The 16,997-nt window shown below is 47.7% G+C and carries 15 protein-coding genes and 2 tRNA genes; 10 read left to right on the top strand and 7 right to left on the bottom strand.

What is annotated here, in order from left to right:
• The first annotated feature begins 49 nt into the window (after nucleotides 1-49).
• The 6 genes from A1sIIB142_RS06315 to A1sIIB142_RS06290 all read left to right on the top strand — a co-directional run bounded on the left by A1sIIB142_RS06315 (nucleotide 50) and on the right by A1sIIB142_RS06290 (nucleotide 4,464).
• A tRNA-Ser gene (locus A1sIIB142_RS06315) sits at nucleotides 50-132 on the top strand.
• Nucleotides 133-303: 171 nt separating this feature from the next.
• Complete coding sequence (locus A1sIIB142_RS06310) at nucleotides 304-1,104, top strand: hypothetical protein (protein WP_095694075.1); 801 nt, start codon at nucleotides 304-306, stop codon at nucleotides 1,102-1,104.
• A gap of 15 nt (nucleotides 1,105-1,119) precedes the next feature.
• A complete protein-coding gene (locus A1sIIB142_RS06305) occupies nucleotides 1,120-3,015 on the top strand; it encodes a fumarate reductase/succinate dehydrogenase flavoprotein subunit (RefSeq protein WP_095694074.1) in 1,896 nt (631 codons plus the stop codon).
• Nucleotides 3,015-3,773 carry a succinate dehydrogenase/fumarate reductase iron-sulfur subunit gene (locus A1sIIB142_RS06300; protein ID WP_095694073.1) on the top strand — a complete coding sequence of 253 codons (759 nt, stop codon included), beginning with the start codon at nucleotides 3,015-3,017 and terminating at the stop codon, nucleotides 3,771-3,773. Before A1sIIB142_RS06305 ends, A1sIIB142_RS06300 begins: the two co-directional genes overlap by 1 nt.
• A gap of 2 nt (nucleotides 3,774-3,775) precedes the next feature.
• Nucleotides 3,776-4,129 carry a fluoride efflux transporter FluC gene (locus A1sIIB142_RS06295; protein ID WP_095694072.1) on the top strand — a complete coding sequence of 118 codons (354 nt, stop codon included), beginning with the start codon at nucleotides 3,776-3,778 and terminating at the stop codon, nucleotides 4,127-4,129.
• Entirely contained in the window at nucleotides 4,126-4,464 is a 339-nt protein-coding gene (locus tag A1sIIB142_RS06290; protein WP_095675400.1) for a fluoride efflux transporter FluC, read from the top strand. Before A1sIIB142_RS06295 ends, A1sIIB142_RS06290 begins: the two co-directional genes overlap by 4 nt.
• 169 nt (nucleotides 4,465-4,633) lie before the next feature.
• Here A1sIIB142_RS06290 and A1sIIB142_RS06285 read toward each other — a convergent pair whose 3' ends face one another.
• Together A1sIIB142_RS06285 and A1sIIB142_RS06280 are read right to left on the bottom strand one after the other, a co-directional pair.
• Nucleotides 4,634-6,043, bottom strand: coding sequence for an aminopeptidase P family protein (locus A1sIIB142_RS06285; RefSeq protein ID WP_095694071.1), 1,410 nt, complete (start codon nucleotides 6,041-6,043; stop codon nucleotides 4,634-4,636).
• Nucleotides 6,044-6,087: 44 nt separating this feature from the next.
• On the bottom strand, nucleotides 6,088-6,699 hold the full coding sequence (locus A1sIIB142_RS06280) for a Rieske (2Fe-2S) protein (protein ID WP_095694070.1): 612 nt from the start codon (nucleotides 6,697-6,699) through the stop codon (nucleotides 6,088-6,090).
• A 192-nt stretch (nucleotides 6,700-6,891) separates the two neighbouring features.
• Here A1sIIB142_RS06280 and A1sIIB142_RS06275 point away from each other — a divergent pair, with 192 nt between their 5' ends.
• On the top strand, nucleotides 6,892-8,517 hold the full coding sequence (locus A1sIIB142_RS06275; protein ID WP_095694069.1) for a hypothetical protein: 1,626 nt from the start codon (nucleotides 6,892-6,894) through the stop codon (nucleotides 8,515-8,517).
• A gap of 126 nt (nucleotides 8,518-8,643) precedes the next feature.
• A tRNA-Ser gene (locus A1sIIB142_RS06270) sits at nucleotides 8,644-8,735 on the top strand.
• A 10-nt stretch (nucleotides 8,736-8,745) separates the two neighbouring features.
• Here the strand turns inward: A1sIIB142_RS06270 and A1sIIB142_RS06265 are convergent.
• From A1sIIB142_RS06265 to A1sIIB142_RS06245, 5 genes are all read right to left on the bottom strand, one after another.
• Nucleotides 8,746-9,717 (bottom strand): ABC transporter permease, encoded by a 972-nt coding sequence (locus A1sIIB142_RS06265; RefSeq protein WP_095694068.1) that lies wholly within the window; start codon nucleotides 9,715-9,717, stop codon nucleotides 8,746-8,748.
• Between the two features lie 12 nt (nucleotides 9,718-9,729).
• The gene (locus A1sIIB142_RS06260; protein WP_095694067.1) at nucleotides 9,730-11,229 is read right to left on the bottom strand and encodes a sugar ABC transporter ATP-binding protein; all 1,500 of its coding nucleotides are present in this window, start codon (nucleotides 11,227-11,229) and stop codon (nucleotides 9,730-9,732) included.
• A gap of 62 nt (nucleotides 11,230-11,291) precedes the next feature.
• Nucleotides 11,292-12,293: a sugar ABC transporter substrate-binding protein gene (locus tag A1sIIB142_RS06255; protein WP_095694066.1), complete on the bottom strand. Its 1,002-nt coding sequence runs from the start codon at nucleotides 12,291-12,293 to the stop codon at nucleotides 11,292-11,294.
• A gap of 146 nt (nucleotides 12,294-12,439) precedes the next feature.
• Nucleotides 12,440-13,351, bottom strand: a complete 912-nt coding sequence (locus A1sIIB142_RS06250) for a cupin domain-containing protein (protein ID WP_095694065.1) — start codon at nucleotides 13,349-13,351, stop codon at nucleotides 12,440-12,442.
• Between the two features lie 9 nt (nucleotides 13,352-13,360).
• Nucleotides 13,361-14,053: an SDR family NAD(P)-dependent oxidoreductase gene (locus tag A1sIIB142_RS06245; protein ID WP_095694064.1), complete on the bottom strand. Its 693-nt coding sequence runs from the start codon at nucleotides 14,051-14,053 to the stop codon at nucleotides 13,361-13,363.
• A gap of 201 nt (nucleotides 14,054-14,254) precedes the next feature.
• Between A1sIIB142_RS06245 and A1sIIB142_RS06240 the strand changes: the two genes are divergently transcribed.
• Together A1sIIB142_RS06240 and A1sIIB142_RS06235 are read left to right on the top strand one after the other, a co-directional pair.
• Complete coding sequence (locus tag A1sIIB142_RS06240) at nucleotides 14,255-15,697, top strand: amidohydrolase family protein (protein WP_095694063.1); 1,443 nt, start codon at nucleotides 14,255-14,257, stop codon at nucleotides 15,695-15,697.
• 25 nt (nucleotides 15,698-15,722) lie between these two features.
• Nucleotides 15,723-16,997, top strand: a complete 1,275-nt coding sequence (locus A1sIIB142_RS06235) for an FAD-dependent oxidoreductase (protein WP_095694062.1) — start codon at nucleotides 15,723-15,725, stop codon at nucleotides 16,995-16,997.

Raw genomic sequence — 16,997 nt, 5'->3', positions numbered from 1 at the left:
TTTTTCGCTGAATTATTCAAGATGGCCACTTTCGGGTAATCTCTCCCACGGAGGACTCGCATAGCGGCCGAGTGCACCGGTCTTGAAAACCGGCAGGTGAAAGCCTCGTGGGTTCAAATCCCACGTCCTCCGCGCTTAACGCCGAACCCGCCTCATAATCTGGGGCGGGTTTTGCATTTCGCGCCCCAGCTGTGGCTGACTTCATAAGCCATATGCGGCATACCGCCTAGCGACTTTGCGCCAGTAAGCGCACACTTCTCTCATTAGAAAATCCCGTCACTCGGGAAAACTAGGGGAGCAGACATGTCCGGAGTTTTTTCTCCATCGCGTGCGAAGATTAAAGAGCGCACGCTACGCACAGATAAGTGGTGGTTAGAACCCGCAACTACCTTCGGAGTTCTTTTCTCATTCATTATCTATGCAACCTTTAGAGCTTTTGAGGGTGCGAACTATTACAAAGATCATTTGATCTCACCTTTCTATTCACCGTGTTTATCAGAAGCCTGCGTGCCGGAAGCAACAATTCTTGGCTTTACTCCTGTCAGTGCTCAAATTTTTAACTTCGCACTTTCACCAGCGCTAATTATTTTGATCTTCCCACTTGGCTTCCGTATGACTTGTTATTACTACCGCAAGGCTTACTACCGCGCTTTCTGGCTTTCCCCACCAGCGTGCGCAGTTGCAGAACCACACACCAAGTACACAGGTGAAACACGCGCACCACTTATTTTGCAGAACTCACACCGTTGGTTCTTCTATGCAGGTTTAGGACTTAACGTAATTCTTACCTACGACGCAATTATTTCATTTAAGAACGTCGAAGGAGAGTGGGGACATATGAGTGTTGGTTCCCTCGTACTGCTCGTGAGTTCAACACTTCTCTGGTTCTATTCACTTTCATGCCACACTTGTCGCCACACTATTGGTGGACGTTTGAAACATTTCTCAAAACACCCAGTTCGATACAAGGCATGGACTTGGGTTTCAGCGCTTAATCACAAGCATCAACAATTTGCCTGGTACTCACTTGCTGGCGTTGCATTTGCCGATATCTACGTTCGCCAAGTTGCAACTGGCGCCTGGACAAACTTCTACTTCTTCTAAAGGATGCCGACAGATATGACTGCCAACGAATCAACTCTGCAAAGAGAGAAGTACGACGTCCTTATTATTGGTGCCGGCGGCGCTGGTTTACGTGCTGCAGTAGAGGCTCGCGAAGCAGGCTTGAGCGTTGCAATCATCTGTAAATCACTCTTTGGCAAAGCTCACACAGTGATGGCCGAAGGCGGCGCTGCTGCATCTATGGGGAATGTGAATGATAAAGATAATTGGATGGTCCACTTTCGCGACACTATGCGTGGCGGTAAATTCCTTAATCATTTCCGGATGGCAGAACTACATGCCAAAGAAGCTCCAGATCGCATCTGGGAACTGGAAATGTGGGGCGCGCTCTTTGATCGCACAAAAGCAGGAAAGATTTCACAACGTAACTTTGGTGGACATGAGTATCCACGCCTTGCACACGTAGGAGATCGCACCGGCCTGGAAATTATTCGCACAATGCAACAGAAGATTGTTCAGTTGCAACAGAAAGATGGTCGTGAATTTGGCGACATGGAAGCGAAGATTAAAGTTTTCGCTGAATGCACCATCACTGAAATTCTTAAAGAGAACGGCAAAATCTCTGGTGCTTATGGTTACTGGCGCGAGAGCGGAGAAGAAGTTCTCTTTGAAGCACCTGCAGTAGTTATTGCTACCGGTGGCGTTGGAAAAACTTTCAAGATCACATCAAACTCCTGGGAAGGCACCGGAGACGGACACGCACTGGCGCTCAAAGCTGGCGCGAACCTGGTTGATATGGAGTTCTTACAGTTCCACCCAACCGGAATGGTCTGGCCACCTTCAGTACGCGGAATCCTTGTTACTGAATCAGTTCGTGGTGAGGGTGGAATTTTGACTAACTCACTCGGTGAGCGCTTTATGTTTAAGTACATCCCAGATGTATTCAAAGATAAGTACGCCGATAATGAAGAAGAAGCAGACCGCTGGTATCTAGATCAAGATAACAACCGACGTCCGCCAGAGCTCCTGCCACGCGATGAAGTTGCTCGCGCGATTAACACCGAAGTGAAATCAGGACGCGGTACTGAACATGGCGGTGTCTACCTCGATGTTTCAAAGCGCATCCCTGCTGAAGTGATTAAGAAGCGTCTTCCTTCGATGTGGCATCAGTTCTATGAACTTGCTGGCGTTGATATTACAAAAGAGGCGATGGAAGTTGGCCCAACTTGTCACTATGTGATGGGCGGAGTGGAAGTTGAACCAGATACTGCAGCAGCAATAGGAGTTCCAGGACTCTTCGCTGCCGGAGAAGTTGCTGGTGGAATGCATGGCTCAAACCGTCTTGGTGGAAACTCACTCACAGACCTTCTTGTCTTTGGTCGCCGGGCAGGTGCGGGTGCTGTTAATTATGTGAAGAGTGCGGGTGCAAATCCGGTCTCTGAGGCATCAATCAAAGCTGCCGCCGATCGCATCGAAGCACCATTTAGCCGCGCGGGTGGAGAGAACTCATACTCACTTCACGCTGAACTGCAGGAAGTCACACATAACCTGGTCGGAATTATTCGCACGCGGACCGAGATTGAAGAAGCAATCATCAAGATTGCCGACATTCGCGCTCGCAGTAAGAACGTTGCCGTTTCCGGGGGGCGTTTATTCAACCCAGGATTCCACCTAGCTTTTGATCTAGACAACATGCTCCTTGTTGCTGAATCAACAGCAAAGTCGGCGCTTTTGCGGGAAGAATCGCGTGGTGGACACACTCGAGATGATTTCCCTGGCATGAATAACAAATGGCGCCAGATCAATAACATCGCCAGCTTTGACGGCAATCAAGTCAACATTAAAGAACAAGCTTTGCCAGTGTTGCCTAAAGAGCTCTTTGATCTCTTTGATGTGCACGAACTTGAGAAGTACATGACACCGGAAGAAATTGCGAAAGGCGGTTCCAACTAATGGCACGCACACTTAATCTTCGCATCTGGCGGGGAGACGCAAAAGATGGTGGTCTCAAAGATGTACAAGTTGATGTCAACGAGGGCGAAGTAGTTCTCGATGTTATTCACCGTGTTCAAGCAACACAGATGGGTGACCTCGCTGTCCGCTGGAACTGCAAGGCAGGAAAGTGTGGATCTTGTTCGATGGAGATTAACGGCAAACCACGCCTTGCCTGCATGACTCAGGTTGCTTCATTTGATGAGAATGAAACTATTACTGTCACACCACTTCGTGCATTTCCGGTCATTAAAGATCTCGTTACCGACGTATCTTTTAATTACAAGAAAGCAATGGAAATTCCGGCGTATGAACCACCTAAGGATTTAGCACCAGGTGAAGCACGCATGCAGCAGGTCGATGTTGAGCGAAGCCAAGAATTCCGTAAGTGCATTGAGTGCTTCTTATGTCAGGACACTTGTCACGTAATTCGCGACCACGAAGAGAACAAGCCAGCTTTTGCTGGGCCACGATTTTTTATCCGTATCGCAGAACTAGATATGCACCCACTTGATATGTTAAAAAATCGTAAGCGCAGCGCTCAAGAAGAGCATGGTCTTGGAATGTGTAACATTACAAAGTGCTGTACTGAGGTCTGCCCAGAGCACATCAAGATCACTGACAACGCAATCATTCCGATGAAGGAGCGCGTTGTTGATATTAAGTACGATCCAGCTCGCATGTTTGCCGGTCTTCTCAAGCGAGAAAAGCGCAGCTAACACTGAAGGCGGTCTGGCTAGTCTCGCTAGGCGGAGTTCTCGGTTCTCTTACCCGCTGGGTACTTTCTTTAATAATTCCACACGGTGGTAACGGAACACTTGCCGCAAATCTACTTGCAGTAGCTTTAGCAATCTTCTTCTTAGTATTGATGGAGCGTCGCGGAATTACAGAGCTTCGTTATTTCTTACTTCCAGGTTTTTGTGGTGGGCTTTCAACCTTTTCGGCTGTGACATATGAAGCTGTTGCACCTGATGAAGCTGGATTCTCATATTTGCTCATCAACGTAGTTGCCTCATTGATAGTCGCTTACCTTTCACTTAAAATCGCGCGAAAAGTTGTGAAGGCTCGAATATGAATGTGTTCATGGTCATTGTCGGAGCAGCTATCGGGTCCCCTGCACGATTCTTAGTTGACCAATATTTCAAGAAATTTACAGATAAACCTGCCGGAACTTTCATAGTAAACATTCTCGGCTCATTTCTTATCGGGCTCACTTTTGCAACAACTGAGCACTGGCACGATTTTCTCGCCGTTGGCTTCGCCGGCTCCTTCACAACGTGGTCCACATTTATCGTTGATCTCTATCTTGGCTATGAACTCAAGCACTACAAGGTTGTTGCAATTAACCTCTTAGCTTCAATTACTTTTGGCTTACTGGCCGCTTATCTGGGCTACAACTTGGTCAGTTAGCCAAAGAGGCTAATTAATTCAAGTCTAGGCTGGCAGAAGTTCACTTTTCATTAACTTTCTAGACCCCAAGACCCTCTATTTTTCCTCCGTTATGGCGTGTATTGCCGGTAACGGGACACAAAGAGTGGGCGATGTTTTTCGAGGGAGTCGTCCACTTTTTGCTTTCTATTTATCGTCCTAAGACTCGCTTCATCCACATCTCAACATCATCTGGGTGGCGCGGGATATTTGCAGAAAGATTCTTATAGCCATCACTTGTTACAAGAACATCATCTTCAATGCGAATACCAACGCCGCGATATTCAGGTGCGAAGAGTTCATCATCAGGTTGGATGTATAGACCAGGTTCTACAGTTAAGACCATACCCTCACGCAACGGTGCATCGGAGTACATCTCTTTGCGTGCTTGGGCGCAATCATGCACATCAATACCTAAGTGATGACTTGATCCATGCAAAGTCCAGCGACGATGTAAGCCCACCTCGGGCTTCATAGATTCTTCGACCGAGATAGTGAGAACTCCCATATCGGATAAACCGCGCGCCAATACTTCTTGGCAGGCCTTATTTACATCAGAAAATAGCGCTCCAGGTTTAACGGCGGCAAAACCAGCCAGTTGGGCTTCATAGACAAGCAGGTAGAGCGCACGTTGTGCCGGAGAAAACCTGCCATTTATTGGAAAAGTGCGAGTGATGTCGGCGGTGTAGAAAGATTCCATCTCAACACCAGCATCGATTAAGACAAGTTCACCTGGATGCAGATCGCCATCGTTACGGGTCCAGTGCAGTACACACGCGTGTGAACCTGCGCCCACAATGGTGTTGTAACCAAGATCGTTACCTAATATGCGGGCGCGGCCATAAAAGGCTGCATCGAGTACTCGTTCACCGCGTGCAGTTTGAACAGCAGCCGGAATGGAGCTGATGACATCATTAAACCCAAGTGTTGTTGCGTGAACTGCGCGCTGCAGTTCACTCACCTCATATTCATCTTTACATAAGCGCTGTTCTGAGATGAACGCTGCAAAATCCTTATCAACAGGTGAGAGTGATTTCTTGCCGTCAGCTAATAACTCTTTGAGCTCACTCAAATTCCTGGTTTCAATTTGGTAGCGCGCCTTAGCCTCTGACAATGTGAATCTACGACCTACCCAGAGTTCGCCATATCGGGCATCGCGATAGAAAGCTTCGGTATCTCTAGTAGAACGTGGATTCATATAGAGATAGGTAATGTGTGAATCTCCACTCGGTTCAAGTATCAGTACTGCATCAGCTGTCGCATCAGCTCCTTGCACGCCGCTGTAATAAGCAAAAGCGCTATCGGGGCGATAGTTGTAATCGGTATCGCCAGCGCGCACCTTCAGTTCACCTGCAGGAAGCACAAGACGAATCCCAGGAAATGCCGCAGAGAGAACTTGGCGCCGTGAGAATGCATAGGTAACAACTTCCAGCGGCTCTAACTCAGTGAGTTCACTTTCGGCCCAGCCACTTGTCATAAACTCAGCGAAGAGGTGCGAAGGTCCTTGATCATGGACCCGTGCGGTTTGCTCTTGCGGTGCTTGGGTATTCTCGCTGCTCATTGTGCAATCCTAGGACTTACCGCAGTAAGTTCAAGATGGATGTATCAAGGCGCATCAACGACGAAGATGGTGCCATCCCTTTCTATCGTGGGTAGCAGGATGAGGTTTCTTGTCGCCGGACCCCCAGTTGGCTTACCGGTCGTCGCTTCAAAATATGAACCATGTGCAAAGCAGACTAATTGAGAACCAGAGATCTCGACATCACGCCCCAAGTGGGTGCACCGATTGCTAAATGCAATGACGCCATCTTCGCGGCGAATGAGGATGTAACCCCGCGCTGGGTAATTAAGTGAGGGGTTACTCACCGAGATTGGCTGGTTAAGTTTTAGATTCGCACTCTTCGCTACCGCAAACTCATCTGGTGGAGGCGTGTAGGCAGGGCGCGGTGCCGTTGAAGTGGTGGGAGTTGGCTGCGTGGAAGGTTGAGTTGTAGCCGAAGGAGTTGGCTTGGCTGGCGTGACTGGGACACCTTTATTCCACACTAGCTTCTTACCAGATCGCACACATGTGTATTTCTTATCCCGCCAAATAATTGTTTGCCCCACCCGCGTGCACTTCAGAGTCGGAACTTGAGCAGCCTCAGCAATAAATGGGTTGGCAAGAAGTGCAACTCCGGTGAGAATCTGAAGAATCTGTCTGCGTGAGAAGTGTGACATGTAACGATTATTCCCTGGAATTAGGTGATGAAAGTAAACACCAGGATAACGCAGCATTAATGGAGATAAAAAGCAACACCATGCATTCATATAAAAAGTGATAACAATTTGCCTGGTTGTTACTGGAAATATAACTCTCACCTAAAGACTTCGCGCAAACCTCAACGTGGGGTATTACCTAAGGAGTAATGAATGAAGAAGAAACTCTTCACAGTTGTATCAATGGGTGTAGTTGCATCATCACTCGTACTTCAGAGTGCACATGCAGCAGATGCACCGGTTTATCTAATCTCTGCTTCAGATGGAGCAACACTTGCAGTTATTGCAACAACAGGTGACACAATTTCAAACGAAGTTCTTCGTGGAGTTCCAGATGGAATGGGCGCAATCAAGAATGCAGATGGAACACTCACCCTGCTTTCAAACCATGAAATCTCAACTGGTGCAGATATTGCAAATAAGAAAGACACCGGCACCTGGGGTTCATCAATTTCAAAAATGACATTTGATCCAGCAACTAAGAAGATTACAAAGATGGAAAACTGGATGAAGAGCATGTCTTACTACAACTACACCACAGAAAAGTGGGGCTCAACATGGGAACAGTCACTTCCAGTAGGGTCAATAACAGCTGACAGTTACGGCAGCATCGTCGGCACCAACGGTATCAACCGCCTATGTTCAGGTGATCTAGTTCCTGCAGGTGGATTTGCTTACACTGAGAAGGATGCCAAGACCAAGAAGTCTGTTACTTATGGCTACAAAGATGCTATCTACCTCACAGGTGAAGAAGGAGGAGGCGGCGATGTGGATCGCGCGTTCGCATTCGATGCTAATGGCAACGGAATGCAGCTTCCAAAGTTTGGCCTTGCTCCATGGGAGAACTTCCTAACAAAGCCAGGCACAGGTAAGACAACTATCGTCATGGGCAACGAAGATGGCAGTGCAACAGATAGCCAGCTCTTCATGTATGTCGGTACAAAGCAGACAACAGGAGCGAACTTTGCTGAGAAGGCTGGCCTCACCAATGGCAAGCTCTACACAATCGCACTTGAGAACTACCGTACAGATAACGCTGTTCGCACAGCCCCAAAGGGTACAAAGATCAAGGTTGGCTTTAACGAGATTAATACAAACCCTAAGTACGGCAAGTTCAGCACAATGTCACAAGGAAATGGCACCACATTCTCACGCGTTGAAGATGGCGAATTCGATCCAAAGAATCCAAACGTCTACTACTTCGTCACAACAGAATCAAATAAGGATCCAAAAGCAACAACACCACGTCCGGGTGCAACATACTCACGTGACGGTGGCGCACTCTGGAAGATGACTTTTGCTGATGCAAAAGATCCATTTAAGGGCGCGACAATGGAGATGTTACTTGATGGAACAGAAGCTCCATACCTAACAAAGCCAGATAACATCACAGTCGATGGTGAATACATTCTGATCCAGGAAGATCCAGGCAACAACGCGCACATCGCGCGCGTGGTCGCTTACCGCATGTCAGATGGCAAGCTTGCAGAAATTGCAAAGTTTGACGAGCAGTACTTCATCACAGGTGCAGCAAAATTCATGACCCAGGATGAGGAATCTTCAGGAATAATCAACGTCAATAAGTTCTTGAAGGCAAGTGGCGATACAAAGTCACACTTCTTCTTGAACGCACAGGTGCACTCAAAGGTTTCAGTGGCCCGCCCAGATTTGGTTGCTGGCCTTGGTACAACTGAAGTGATGGCACTTGATAACAAGGCAATTGAAGGCGGTCAGTATTACCACCTTGCAGTTGACTGGACAAAGGTCACATTTGCTTAATAAGTAAATGAAGATTTACAACTGAATAAGGCAGAGAGCGGTTCGTTACACAGCGGGCCGCTCTCTCGCCATTTATACAGGGGTTAGGTATGCCTGGGCGAAGGCGCTAAACTTGCCCTGCAACTCGGAGACGTCGCATAGCCCGGTCGAGTGCGCCTCACTGCTAACGAGGTAAGGTGTAAAAGCCTTCAGGAGTTCAAATCTCCTCGTCTCCGCCAGAACTACAAACTACCTTCGGTTATTACGAGCCCATGCATCAAGCCCCACTGCAATCAGCAAGATTCCACCTAATGTAATCTGCTTATAGAGTGGGTCAATTCCAATGAGATCGAAACCATTTCCAATGAGAGCGATAAAGAGAACCCCAATAACTGTTCTCCAGACAGATCCTTCGCCACCTGCAATAGATGTTCCACCCACAACAATTCCAGCGAGCACAGTAAATGCAAGAGTTGAACCGAGCGCCGCAGATGCACTTAAGACGCGCGATGCATCAATCATTCCTGCAAGCCCCGCTGCCATTCCGCTAAGACCAAATGCAATGATTTTTACTAAGCTCACTCGAATTCCGGCAAGACGTGCTGCCTGTGAATTTCCACCAGCGGCGATGATGTAACGACCGGTAGTTGTGCGAGTGAGTAAAAATCCTAAAATTATGACAACAAAGACCATTATCCAGATAGAAGAATTAACACCCAACAAGGAGCTTTGCGCGATCTTGCCGTACTCAGGCTTCTCCGCCAAGACAATGAGATTTCCTTCTGTTATTTTTGAACCGAGTCCACCAATAACAAATGACATCGCAAGTGTCGCAATTAATGAGTTGATTTTGAGAATCGCGACAACCACACCATTAACAATCCCCACACCTAAGCCAAGGAGTAGCCCTAACACAACAGATGAAAAAACCGAGTGAGTCAGTGCGTATTGGGCAGATACACAGCCAACCAGAGCATAAGTCGCGCCCACTGAGAGATCAATTGAACCTGATACAAGGATTAAAGTTCCAGCAGCAGCGATAATCAAGATTCCAGATTGTTGATCCAAAATATTGAGTAAGTTAACGGTGCGAAGGAAGGGGTCACTAGCGATAGAGAGAGAAATGAAGAGAATGACGAAGGGCAGAATGATTCCTGCATTTCGCCATGAACGCATTGAGCTAGGCAGAAAGCGAGTCCAGTTTTCGGTAGTTTGTGGCATTAGATTCCTCTTCTAGCTTTTCTCGGTAAATGCAGCTTCTAGAACTGCATGTTCGGACATTGATCGACCACTAAGTTCACTGACGATTCGGCCACCTCGAATGACCAATACTCTGTGAGAGATTCCTAGAACTTCTTCCAAGTCTGAGGAGATTGCAATGATGCCTAGACCATCCTGTGCCAGAGCAACGAGCAACTCATAAATCGCCCTCTTAGAACCGACATCAACACCCCTGGTGGGCTCATCAACAATCAGAACTCGAGGGTTGCTCATGATAGTTCTAGCGAGCAATACTTTCTGTTGGTTACCTCCAGAAAGGTGTGAGATTTTTTGTTTGATTCCTGATGATTTCACAACAACTTTTTCTAAAATTTTGTTAACTACATATTTCTCACGTCGAGGGTTGATTATGCCAAAGCGACTCCACTGACCGAGACTCGACAGAGTGATATTTTCTTGAATACTTCGTTCAATGAGCAACCCCAAATCTTTGCGTGATTCAGGGAGCATCGAGATACCACGTTGAAGCGCAGCCAAAGGTGCTTTGCCAGTGATGCGAACCCCATTGATTTCAATTGTTCCTGAATTAATCTTTGAATCTCGAAAGATTGCTCGCGCTAATTCACTGCGCCCAGATCCAACGAGTCCTGCAATACCTAGAATTTCACCTGCACGAACGGACAACCAGGCATTGCTGACACCTGCTGCACATAGATTATTGACAAAAAGAACCGTGGGAGCCGAATGGTGTGGGAAGACTTTTTCGGGATAAATCGCACCGAGTGATCGCCCAAGCATTAACTCAATAAGGGACTCCTGGCTACATTCAGAAGCCGGCGCTGTCTTAATAAGGATTCCGTCGCGAAGAACTGTAATAGTGTCTGAGAGCGCTAGAACTTCTGAAAGAAAGTGAGAAACTAGAATTACAGTGGTTCCTGCGGCTGAGAGATTACGGATCACCGTGTGAAGAGCTTCTGCTTCTTGTCGAGAGAGAGCAGCTGTGGGTTCATCCATGATGATAATCGATGCATTACGGCTGAGCGCACGGAGAATTTCAATCTTTTGCTGCTCGGCAACGCTAAGGCTGCCGGCTAAGGTATTTGGAGAGAACTCGAAGCCAACTCGCTTGGCAAGTTCTGCAAAGTCTTTACGTAGTTTTTTGCGTCGAATAAATCCAAAGCGTCTTGGTTCTTCGCCGAGCAGAACATTCTCAGCAACGGTAAGCCCTGGAACAATTGCTAGCTCTTGTGCGATTGTGACGATTCCGTGAGCCAGCGCTTCACGAGGTGATTTAAAGTGAACTTTATTGCCGCCAAGAAATACCTCACCGGAGTCTGCCGTGTGGAGACCAGAGATAATCTTTCCTAGCGTGGACTTACCAGCTCCATTTTCGCCTACTAATGAATGTACTTCTCCAGGTTTAATAGTGAGAGTTACGTCAGATAACGCAGCAACCCCACCAAAACTTTTTGAGACACGAACTATCTCTAGCTCATTCTTAAGTCTCGTCATGTTTTGGTGGGGCGCCTTGTCTTTGTAGGTCTGGGTAAGTTACTCAGATTGCGGAAGGTTTATTAACCGACCCACTCTCCAGTGAACTTGTTTGCATTTGCCTTGGTGATAACGCCGTCATCTGGAAGTTCACCGACAGGATTGATTCCGCCGCTTGACTTACCAGTCTTGATTGCCTTAACCAAAGCCTGCATTCCAACTGATCCCATAGTTGCCGGTGTTTGGGCAATGTCTGCGAACCATGTTCCATTCTTAACGCCTGTGATTGCAGTAGCTGAGCCACCGAAACCAACGAGAAGAACGTCGGTGTTCTTAGCAGCAGCTAGAGCCTGAACAGCGCCCTGGATTCCCTGGTCTGCCCCGACAATTACGTTAATTTCAGGATGAGCTTGGAGCATGTTCTGAACAGCACCGAGTGCAACGGAAGGAGTAAAGAATGATTCTCCTTCAGCCACGATAGTGGTGTCTGAGCCAGCGATAGCACCTGAGAAGCCCTTATTGATGGCTACATCGAGTGTTGATGCCTTGATGCTGTATAGGTAACCAACGTTGCAAGGTGTGATGCTCTTTGATTTACACGCTGCCATCGCTTGTTGACCAAGCTGCTTACCAATCTTTGATGGCAAGAATGTGACGTTTGCAGATAGTCCCTTAACCTGTGGCTGCACTGTTGTGTAGCTGGTGCCAAGAATCTGATCAATGTTAACAACCTTGATCTTTGCTGCAATTGCTTTAGCAACTAGCGGAGCTAAACCAGCGCCGTAGATTGGCTGTGTGATGATTCCCTGGTACTTACCAGAGCTAATAACGTTTTGAAGTTGTGAATACTGAACCGCAGGATCATTATTCGCATCAAATACTGTGACCTTATATCCGTTTGCGCTAGCAACAGCTTTTGCTGCAGCAAGCATTGGTGAGTCATAGCTATTTGTTACAGCAAATGAGAGATAAGCAATATTTACTTGCTTAGCTGCTGTTGCTGAAGTACCGAAGACGAGTGATCCTGCAAGGGCTAAAATTCCCACTGCAGCACCAAAACGTGCTTTGCTCTTAAACTGGACCACATTTCCTCCTTCGTCAGTCGAGGGAATTCCCCCCGAAAGAATTGTTGCGAAATACTCCCCGTATCCTCACGAAGAGTCAAGCATTACTTAACATCTTTATCAGATTGTTAACTAATTCCGATCTATCGCTATTCCCTGCCTCACCCTTAGTGCTTGTGCTCACTTTGGATTTTTTGGTCGAGATATTCCCAATCGCGGGTAAAGCGATAGGAATGCTGCATTGGTGGCTGGGGTGATTGGGTTTCAATCCACCTGACTAGCTCACCTGTCTTGTTTTGAAAACCGTGGTCAGAACCTACGCCGCACCAGAGCACATCGCCGGGTACGAAGGTGTACTCCTTACCTTCGATGAGCCCCACAGTTTCGCCTTGTGTAAATGTATACGTCTCTTCAAAGGGATGATCGTGCGGGTGCGCAATAGCAGTAGGTTGGTAATCGACAATAAACATAGTGTGAAGTTTTGCGTGCACGCGTTGATCTACCAACATGCGAACACCGATTCCGCTATATGCCAGGAGTGCGGTAGCCATACTTGCAGAGACAGTTGGATCTGAAACTTTTGAACCGACAGCTAAATTATTGAGGTTCATCGATGACGGATCAAAACGGAAAGCACGTTGCGTGCGGGGATCGCGCAGATCTACTGTTGCACCAGCACCAGTCCGCAAATCTTCACCTGTGAAATAAGTATCTTTACGACGTGGGCGTTCAACTGCGCCCGGTGCGCTGCATTGCAACCAATGCGCGCCTTGCGCACCAGCCTGGAGTTGATATGAAGTAGCAATAGGGACCACAACTACATGGTCCTCTTTGAGAGTAATCGTTTCACCCATCATGTAAATAGTTACTTCGCCTTTGAGAACATACATACTGAATTCGTATGAGTGAACAACCGCATCAACGCTGCCGTTAGCCGCAATCCAGTTAGCTGATAAGTCTGTGTGCGGTGAGCCCACAGCGCGGTCCACGAGCTCTTGCTTGGTAAAGCCTTTGCTGTGGCCAGCAAACACTTCTGGAACAACAGCCTTAGCCTCATCAATTCGTGTTATGAAATACATTTTTTATCCTTACTTAATCAGCCAGCCACCATCGACGGCGAGGTTAACGCCGTTGATTCCGTGGTTATCTAACATAAAAGCGGTTGCTTCGACGATTTCTTGCATGGTTACTAGGCGACCAAGTGGTGTGCGCTGGATAACGTGTGAATTATCTTTATCGGCCCAGTAAGGACTATCTCCAATAATTCCTGGGTGAATTGCATTGACTCGGGTTGGTGCAAGTTCGATAGCCATAGAGCGAACTAGGCCAGTAACGCCACCGTTAACAGTGGAAACCGTTGTGCTGCCTGGGTATGGACGCTCCATGGCAAGTCCACCAAATAGAACAACTGAGCCTGTGGGGGTGAGGCGATTAGATAGCTGGTGCACGACCTCGGTATATCCAACGAGTTTAAGGGTTACCAAACGAAGAGCGCGATCAATGTCATAACTCTTAAGTTGGTTTGCATCGCGTTCGATAGCGCTGATAACGATATGGTCAATTGATCCAATATCTTTAAGTGCAGCTGCGATAGTTTTTGGTTCAGCAAGATCAAGAGCGATTCCGGTAACACCGTTACCGATCTCTTTCACTGCCGCGCTTGCGCTCTCAGTTGTGCGCCCGGTCAGGATTACTTCTTCTCCGCGAGCGGCAAGGAATTTCACAATTTCTTTTCCAATGCCTTGAGTGCCACCCAGGACAATTGCCCGCTTCTTACTCATTCGCCGCCCTCGTTTCATATTTAACCTAAGGCCATCTATCGCCCGGTATGAAGAAGATGAGATTAACCGAAAAAAGAGGAGGTGGGAAGCCCTACTTAACAGATAACCAAATGTTATGAAGTAACCCTTGACAGGCATTTACCCGCCCATCAATAATGACGCCATCGTTTTACCCACCCACTTCCAAAAATGAGGTCACCCATGAGCGCCAACAAACGTCCACTGCTTTTCAAGAACGGCATCGTGCTTACTATGGACAATGCACACACTCTTCATCAAAAAGGCGACGTGCTCATCATTGATGGTCTCATTAAAGAAGTTGGACCAAACGTTGCTGCGCCAGCTGATGCAGAAGTGATCGACGCATCCGGCGGAATCATCATGCCGGGCATGATCGACACTCACCGTCACATGTGGCAGACCGCAATGCGTGGCTATGGCGCAGACTGGACCCTTTCTCAGTATTTTGTTTGGTACTACCTCTCTCATGGAAAATCATTTCGCCCACAGGATATCTATGCAGGCAATCTCTTAGCTGCAGTTGAAGCAATCGATGCTGGTGTCACAACATGTGTTGACTGGTCACACGGACTTCAGACAATCGAGCATGCAGATGCCGCAGTTGATGCGCTAGAGGCAGTCCCTGGTCGCTTCGTTCTGGCCTATGGAAATATCCAAGCTGGCCCATGGGAGTGGTCTGCAAAGCCAGAGTTTAAGGATTTCATTAAGCGTCGCATAGATGGCAAAGGCGACATGCTCGGATTCCAAATGGCATTCGACGTTCCCGGAGACCCAGCATTTCCTGAGAAAGCAGCTTTTGAAGTTGCTCGCGAATTAGGAGTTGGCGTGACTACACACGCTGGCGTGTGGGGCGCAACGAACGATGACGGAATTCGTTTGATGTATGAGAACGGCTTTATGAATGACAACACCGTCTATGTTCACGCTGCAACACTCAGCGATGATTCATATAACCGCATTGCTGCAACTGGCGGAAATGCCTCTGTCTCTACCGAATCAGAGCAGAGCGCGGGCCAGGGCTACCCACCAACATGGAAGCTTCGTCAGCACGGCGTTGAAGTCTCACTTTCGATGGATACCAGCGTCTGGTGGAGCGGTGATTTGTTCTCAGCTATGCGCACGACAGTGGGCGCAGATCGTTCTCGCGAACACTTAGAAGCACATGCAAAGAAAGAGACAGTCTCTGCACTTCATATGCGTTGCGAAGAAGCAGTTGATTGGGCAACTCGTGGTGGAAGCCGCGCACTTAAGATGGATAGCAAGATTGGTTCACTTGAAGTTGGAAAGCGCGGAGATGTTGTTCTTGTTAAGAACGATGATTCGCCGGTGATGTTCCCAATCCTGAACCCATATGGTCACATTGTGATGCAAGCCCAACGCGGAGATGTCCACACTGTTGTTATTGATGGAAAGATTGTGAAGAAAGATCACAAGCTGGTTGACTCTAAGTTGGCGGCGGCGAAGAAAGCCGTTTCTGAAACTGTTGAATACTTACAATCAACTATGGGTAAAGAGACATGGGATGCCGGAATGCATCCAGAGATTCCAGATACAAAACTCAATGAGAACCCATATACCTACACCACCTTCGATTCTGCTTCAGCGGATTGGAAAAAGAAGTAGGCGATAGTCCAATACAATTGAGCCTGTGCCTCAATACAAAGTAGCAATCGTCGGTGCGGGCCCTGCCGGCTACTTTGCTGCCCAAGCTCTGCAAAACTTGCAGAGCGATGAACTTCAGTTTTCGATTGATATGGTTGAACGGCTCCCAACGCCGTGGGGTTTAGTGCGTAGTGGTGTGGCCCCAGATCATCCAAAGATAAAGACTGTTTCGAAAGTATTTGAAAAAATTGCTGCCGAACCTGGCTTTAGGCTATTTGCAAATGTTGAACTTGGCTCAGATTTAACAATTGAACAGCTCAAAGAGAAGTACGACGCGGTTGTGATTGCCACTGGATCAGCAGTCGGCAAGAAGCTTGGCATTGCTGGAGAAGAACTTCCAGGTTCCATGTCTGCGGCCACCTTTGTGCCTTGGTATAACTCCCATCCAGATTTCAAAGATCACACTATTGATTTGAGCTGCGATACAGCCGTTGTCATCGGCGCCGGCAATGTTGCTATGGATGTTGCCCGGGTTTTGGCGCTGGAGCCCAGTGAACTTGATCCAACTGATACCGCAGATCACGCAATTGATTCATTTAAAGCAAGTGCCGTGCGCAATGTAGTAATCAGTGCTCGCCGTGGACCCGAGCATGCCGCCTTCACATCACCTGAACTTCGCGATCTGCCAAAACTTGAACACACCAATGTCATCATGAATAAGTCAGATATTTCCGATGCCATTTCACGTGCAGGAGCTGAACCTGCAAAAGATGTGAAGAGCAATCTTGATGCCATGTTATTGATTGCTGAAAAAGAAGCGACCAACCACGAGCGCACGATTACCTTCCAATTTCTAGCCACCCCTATTGAGATTAAAGGCGCTGGCCGTGTTGAAGAGGTTGTATTTCAGAAGACGGGCAGTGACGAGATTTTTAGCATCAAGTGCGGCCTAGTGATTACCGCCATTGGTTATGAAGCAACAGCGCTAGAAGGTGTGCCCTATGAAAAGGGCAAGGTAGTAAATACTGACGGCCGAGTACATGAGAACGTCTATGTTGTTGGCTGGGCTAAGCGTGGACCATCAGGTGTTATTGGCACAAACAAATCAGATGCCGCAGATGTCATGAAATTACTAGTCGATGATTTAGCTACACCAAAGAGTGCGGGTGATATCACCGATGTAATTACACATAACAGAGTTGTCACCCAAGCTCATTGGCAGGTGATAAATCAGGCTGAAGTAGCAGCAGGTGAACCGCTGGGTAAACCGCGTCGCAAGGCCGTTGATCGCGAGGAGCTCTTAAAACTCGGTAGGCTGTAA

The organism is Candidatus Planktophila versatilis (genome assembly GCF_002288345.1).
GTDB classification, from domain to species: Bacteria; Actinomycetota; Actinomycetes; order Nanopelagicales; family Nanopelagicaceae; genus Planktophila; species Planktophila versatilis_A.
The sequence above is the reverse complement of the archived record's forward strand: the minus strand, read 5'-3'. Positions and strand labels throughout refer to the sequence as shown.

Bases quoted from the DNA above. Each gene is read 5' to 3' on its own strand.
- A1sIIB142_RS06305 (WP_095694074.1), top strand. From the start codon at position 1,120: ATGACTGCCAACGAATCAACTCTGCAAAGAGAGAAGTACGACGTCCTT.
- A1sIIB142_RS06265 (WP_095694068.1), bottom strand. From the start codon at position 9,717: ATGCCACAAACTACCGAAAACTGGACTCGCTTTCTGCCTAGCTCAATG.
- A1sIIB142_RS06285 (WP_095694071.1), bottom strand. From the start codon at position 6,043: ATGAGCAGCGAGAATACCCAAGCACCGCAAGAGCAAACCGCACGGGTC.
- A1sIIB142_RS06260 (WP_095694067.1), bottom strand. From the start codon at position 11,229: ATGACGAGACTTAAGAATGAGCTAGAGATAGTTCGTGTCTCAAAAAGT.
- A1sIIB142_RS06240 (WP_095694063.1), top strand. From the start codon at position 14,255: ATGAGCGCCAACAAACGTCCACTGCTTTTCAAGAACGGCATCGTGCTT.
- A1sIIB142_RS06300 (WP_095694073.1), top strand. From the start codon at position 3,015: ATGGCACGCACACTTAATCTTCGCATCTGGCGGGGAGACGCAAAAGAT.
- A1sIIB142_RS06290 (WP_095675400.1), top strand. From the start codon at position 4,126: ATGAATGTGTTCATGGTCATTGTCGGAGCAGCTATCGGGTCCCCTGCA.
- A1sIIB142_RS06275 (WP_095694069.1), top strand. From the start codon at position 6,892: ATGAAGAAGAAACTCTTCACAGTTGTATCAATGGGTGTAGTTGCATCA.
- A1sIIB142_RS06245 (WP_095694064.1), bottom strand. From the start codon at position 14,053: ATGAGTAAGAAGCGGGCAATTGTCCTGGGTGGCACTCAAGGCATTGGA.
- A1sIIB142_RS06250 (WP_095694065.1), bottom strand. From the start codon at position 13,351: ATGTATTTCATAACACGAATTGATGAGGCTAAGGCTGTTGTTCCAGAA.
- A1sIIB142_RS06310 (WP_095694075.1), top strand. From the start codon at position 304: ATGTCCGGAGTTTTTTCTCCATCGCGTGCGAAGATTAAAGAGCGCACG.
- A1sIIB142_RS06280 (WP_095694070.1), bottom strand. From the start codon at position 6,699: ATGTCACACTTCTCACGCAGACAGATTCTTCAGATTCTCACCGGAGTT.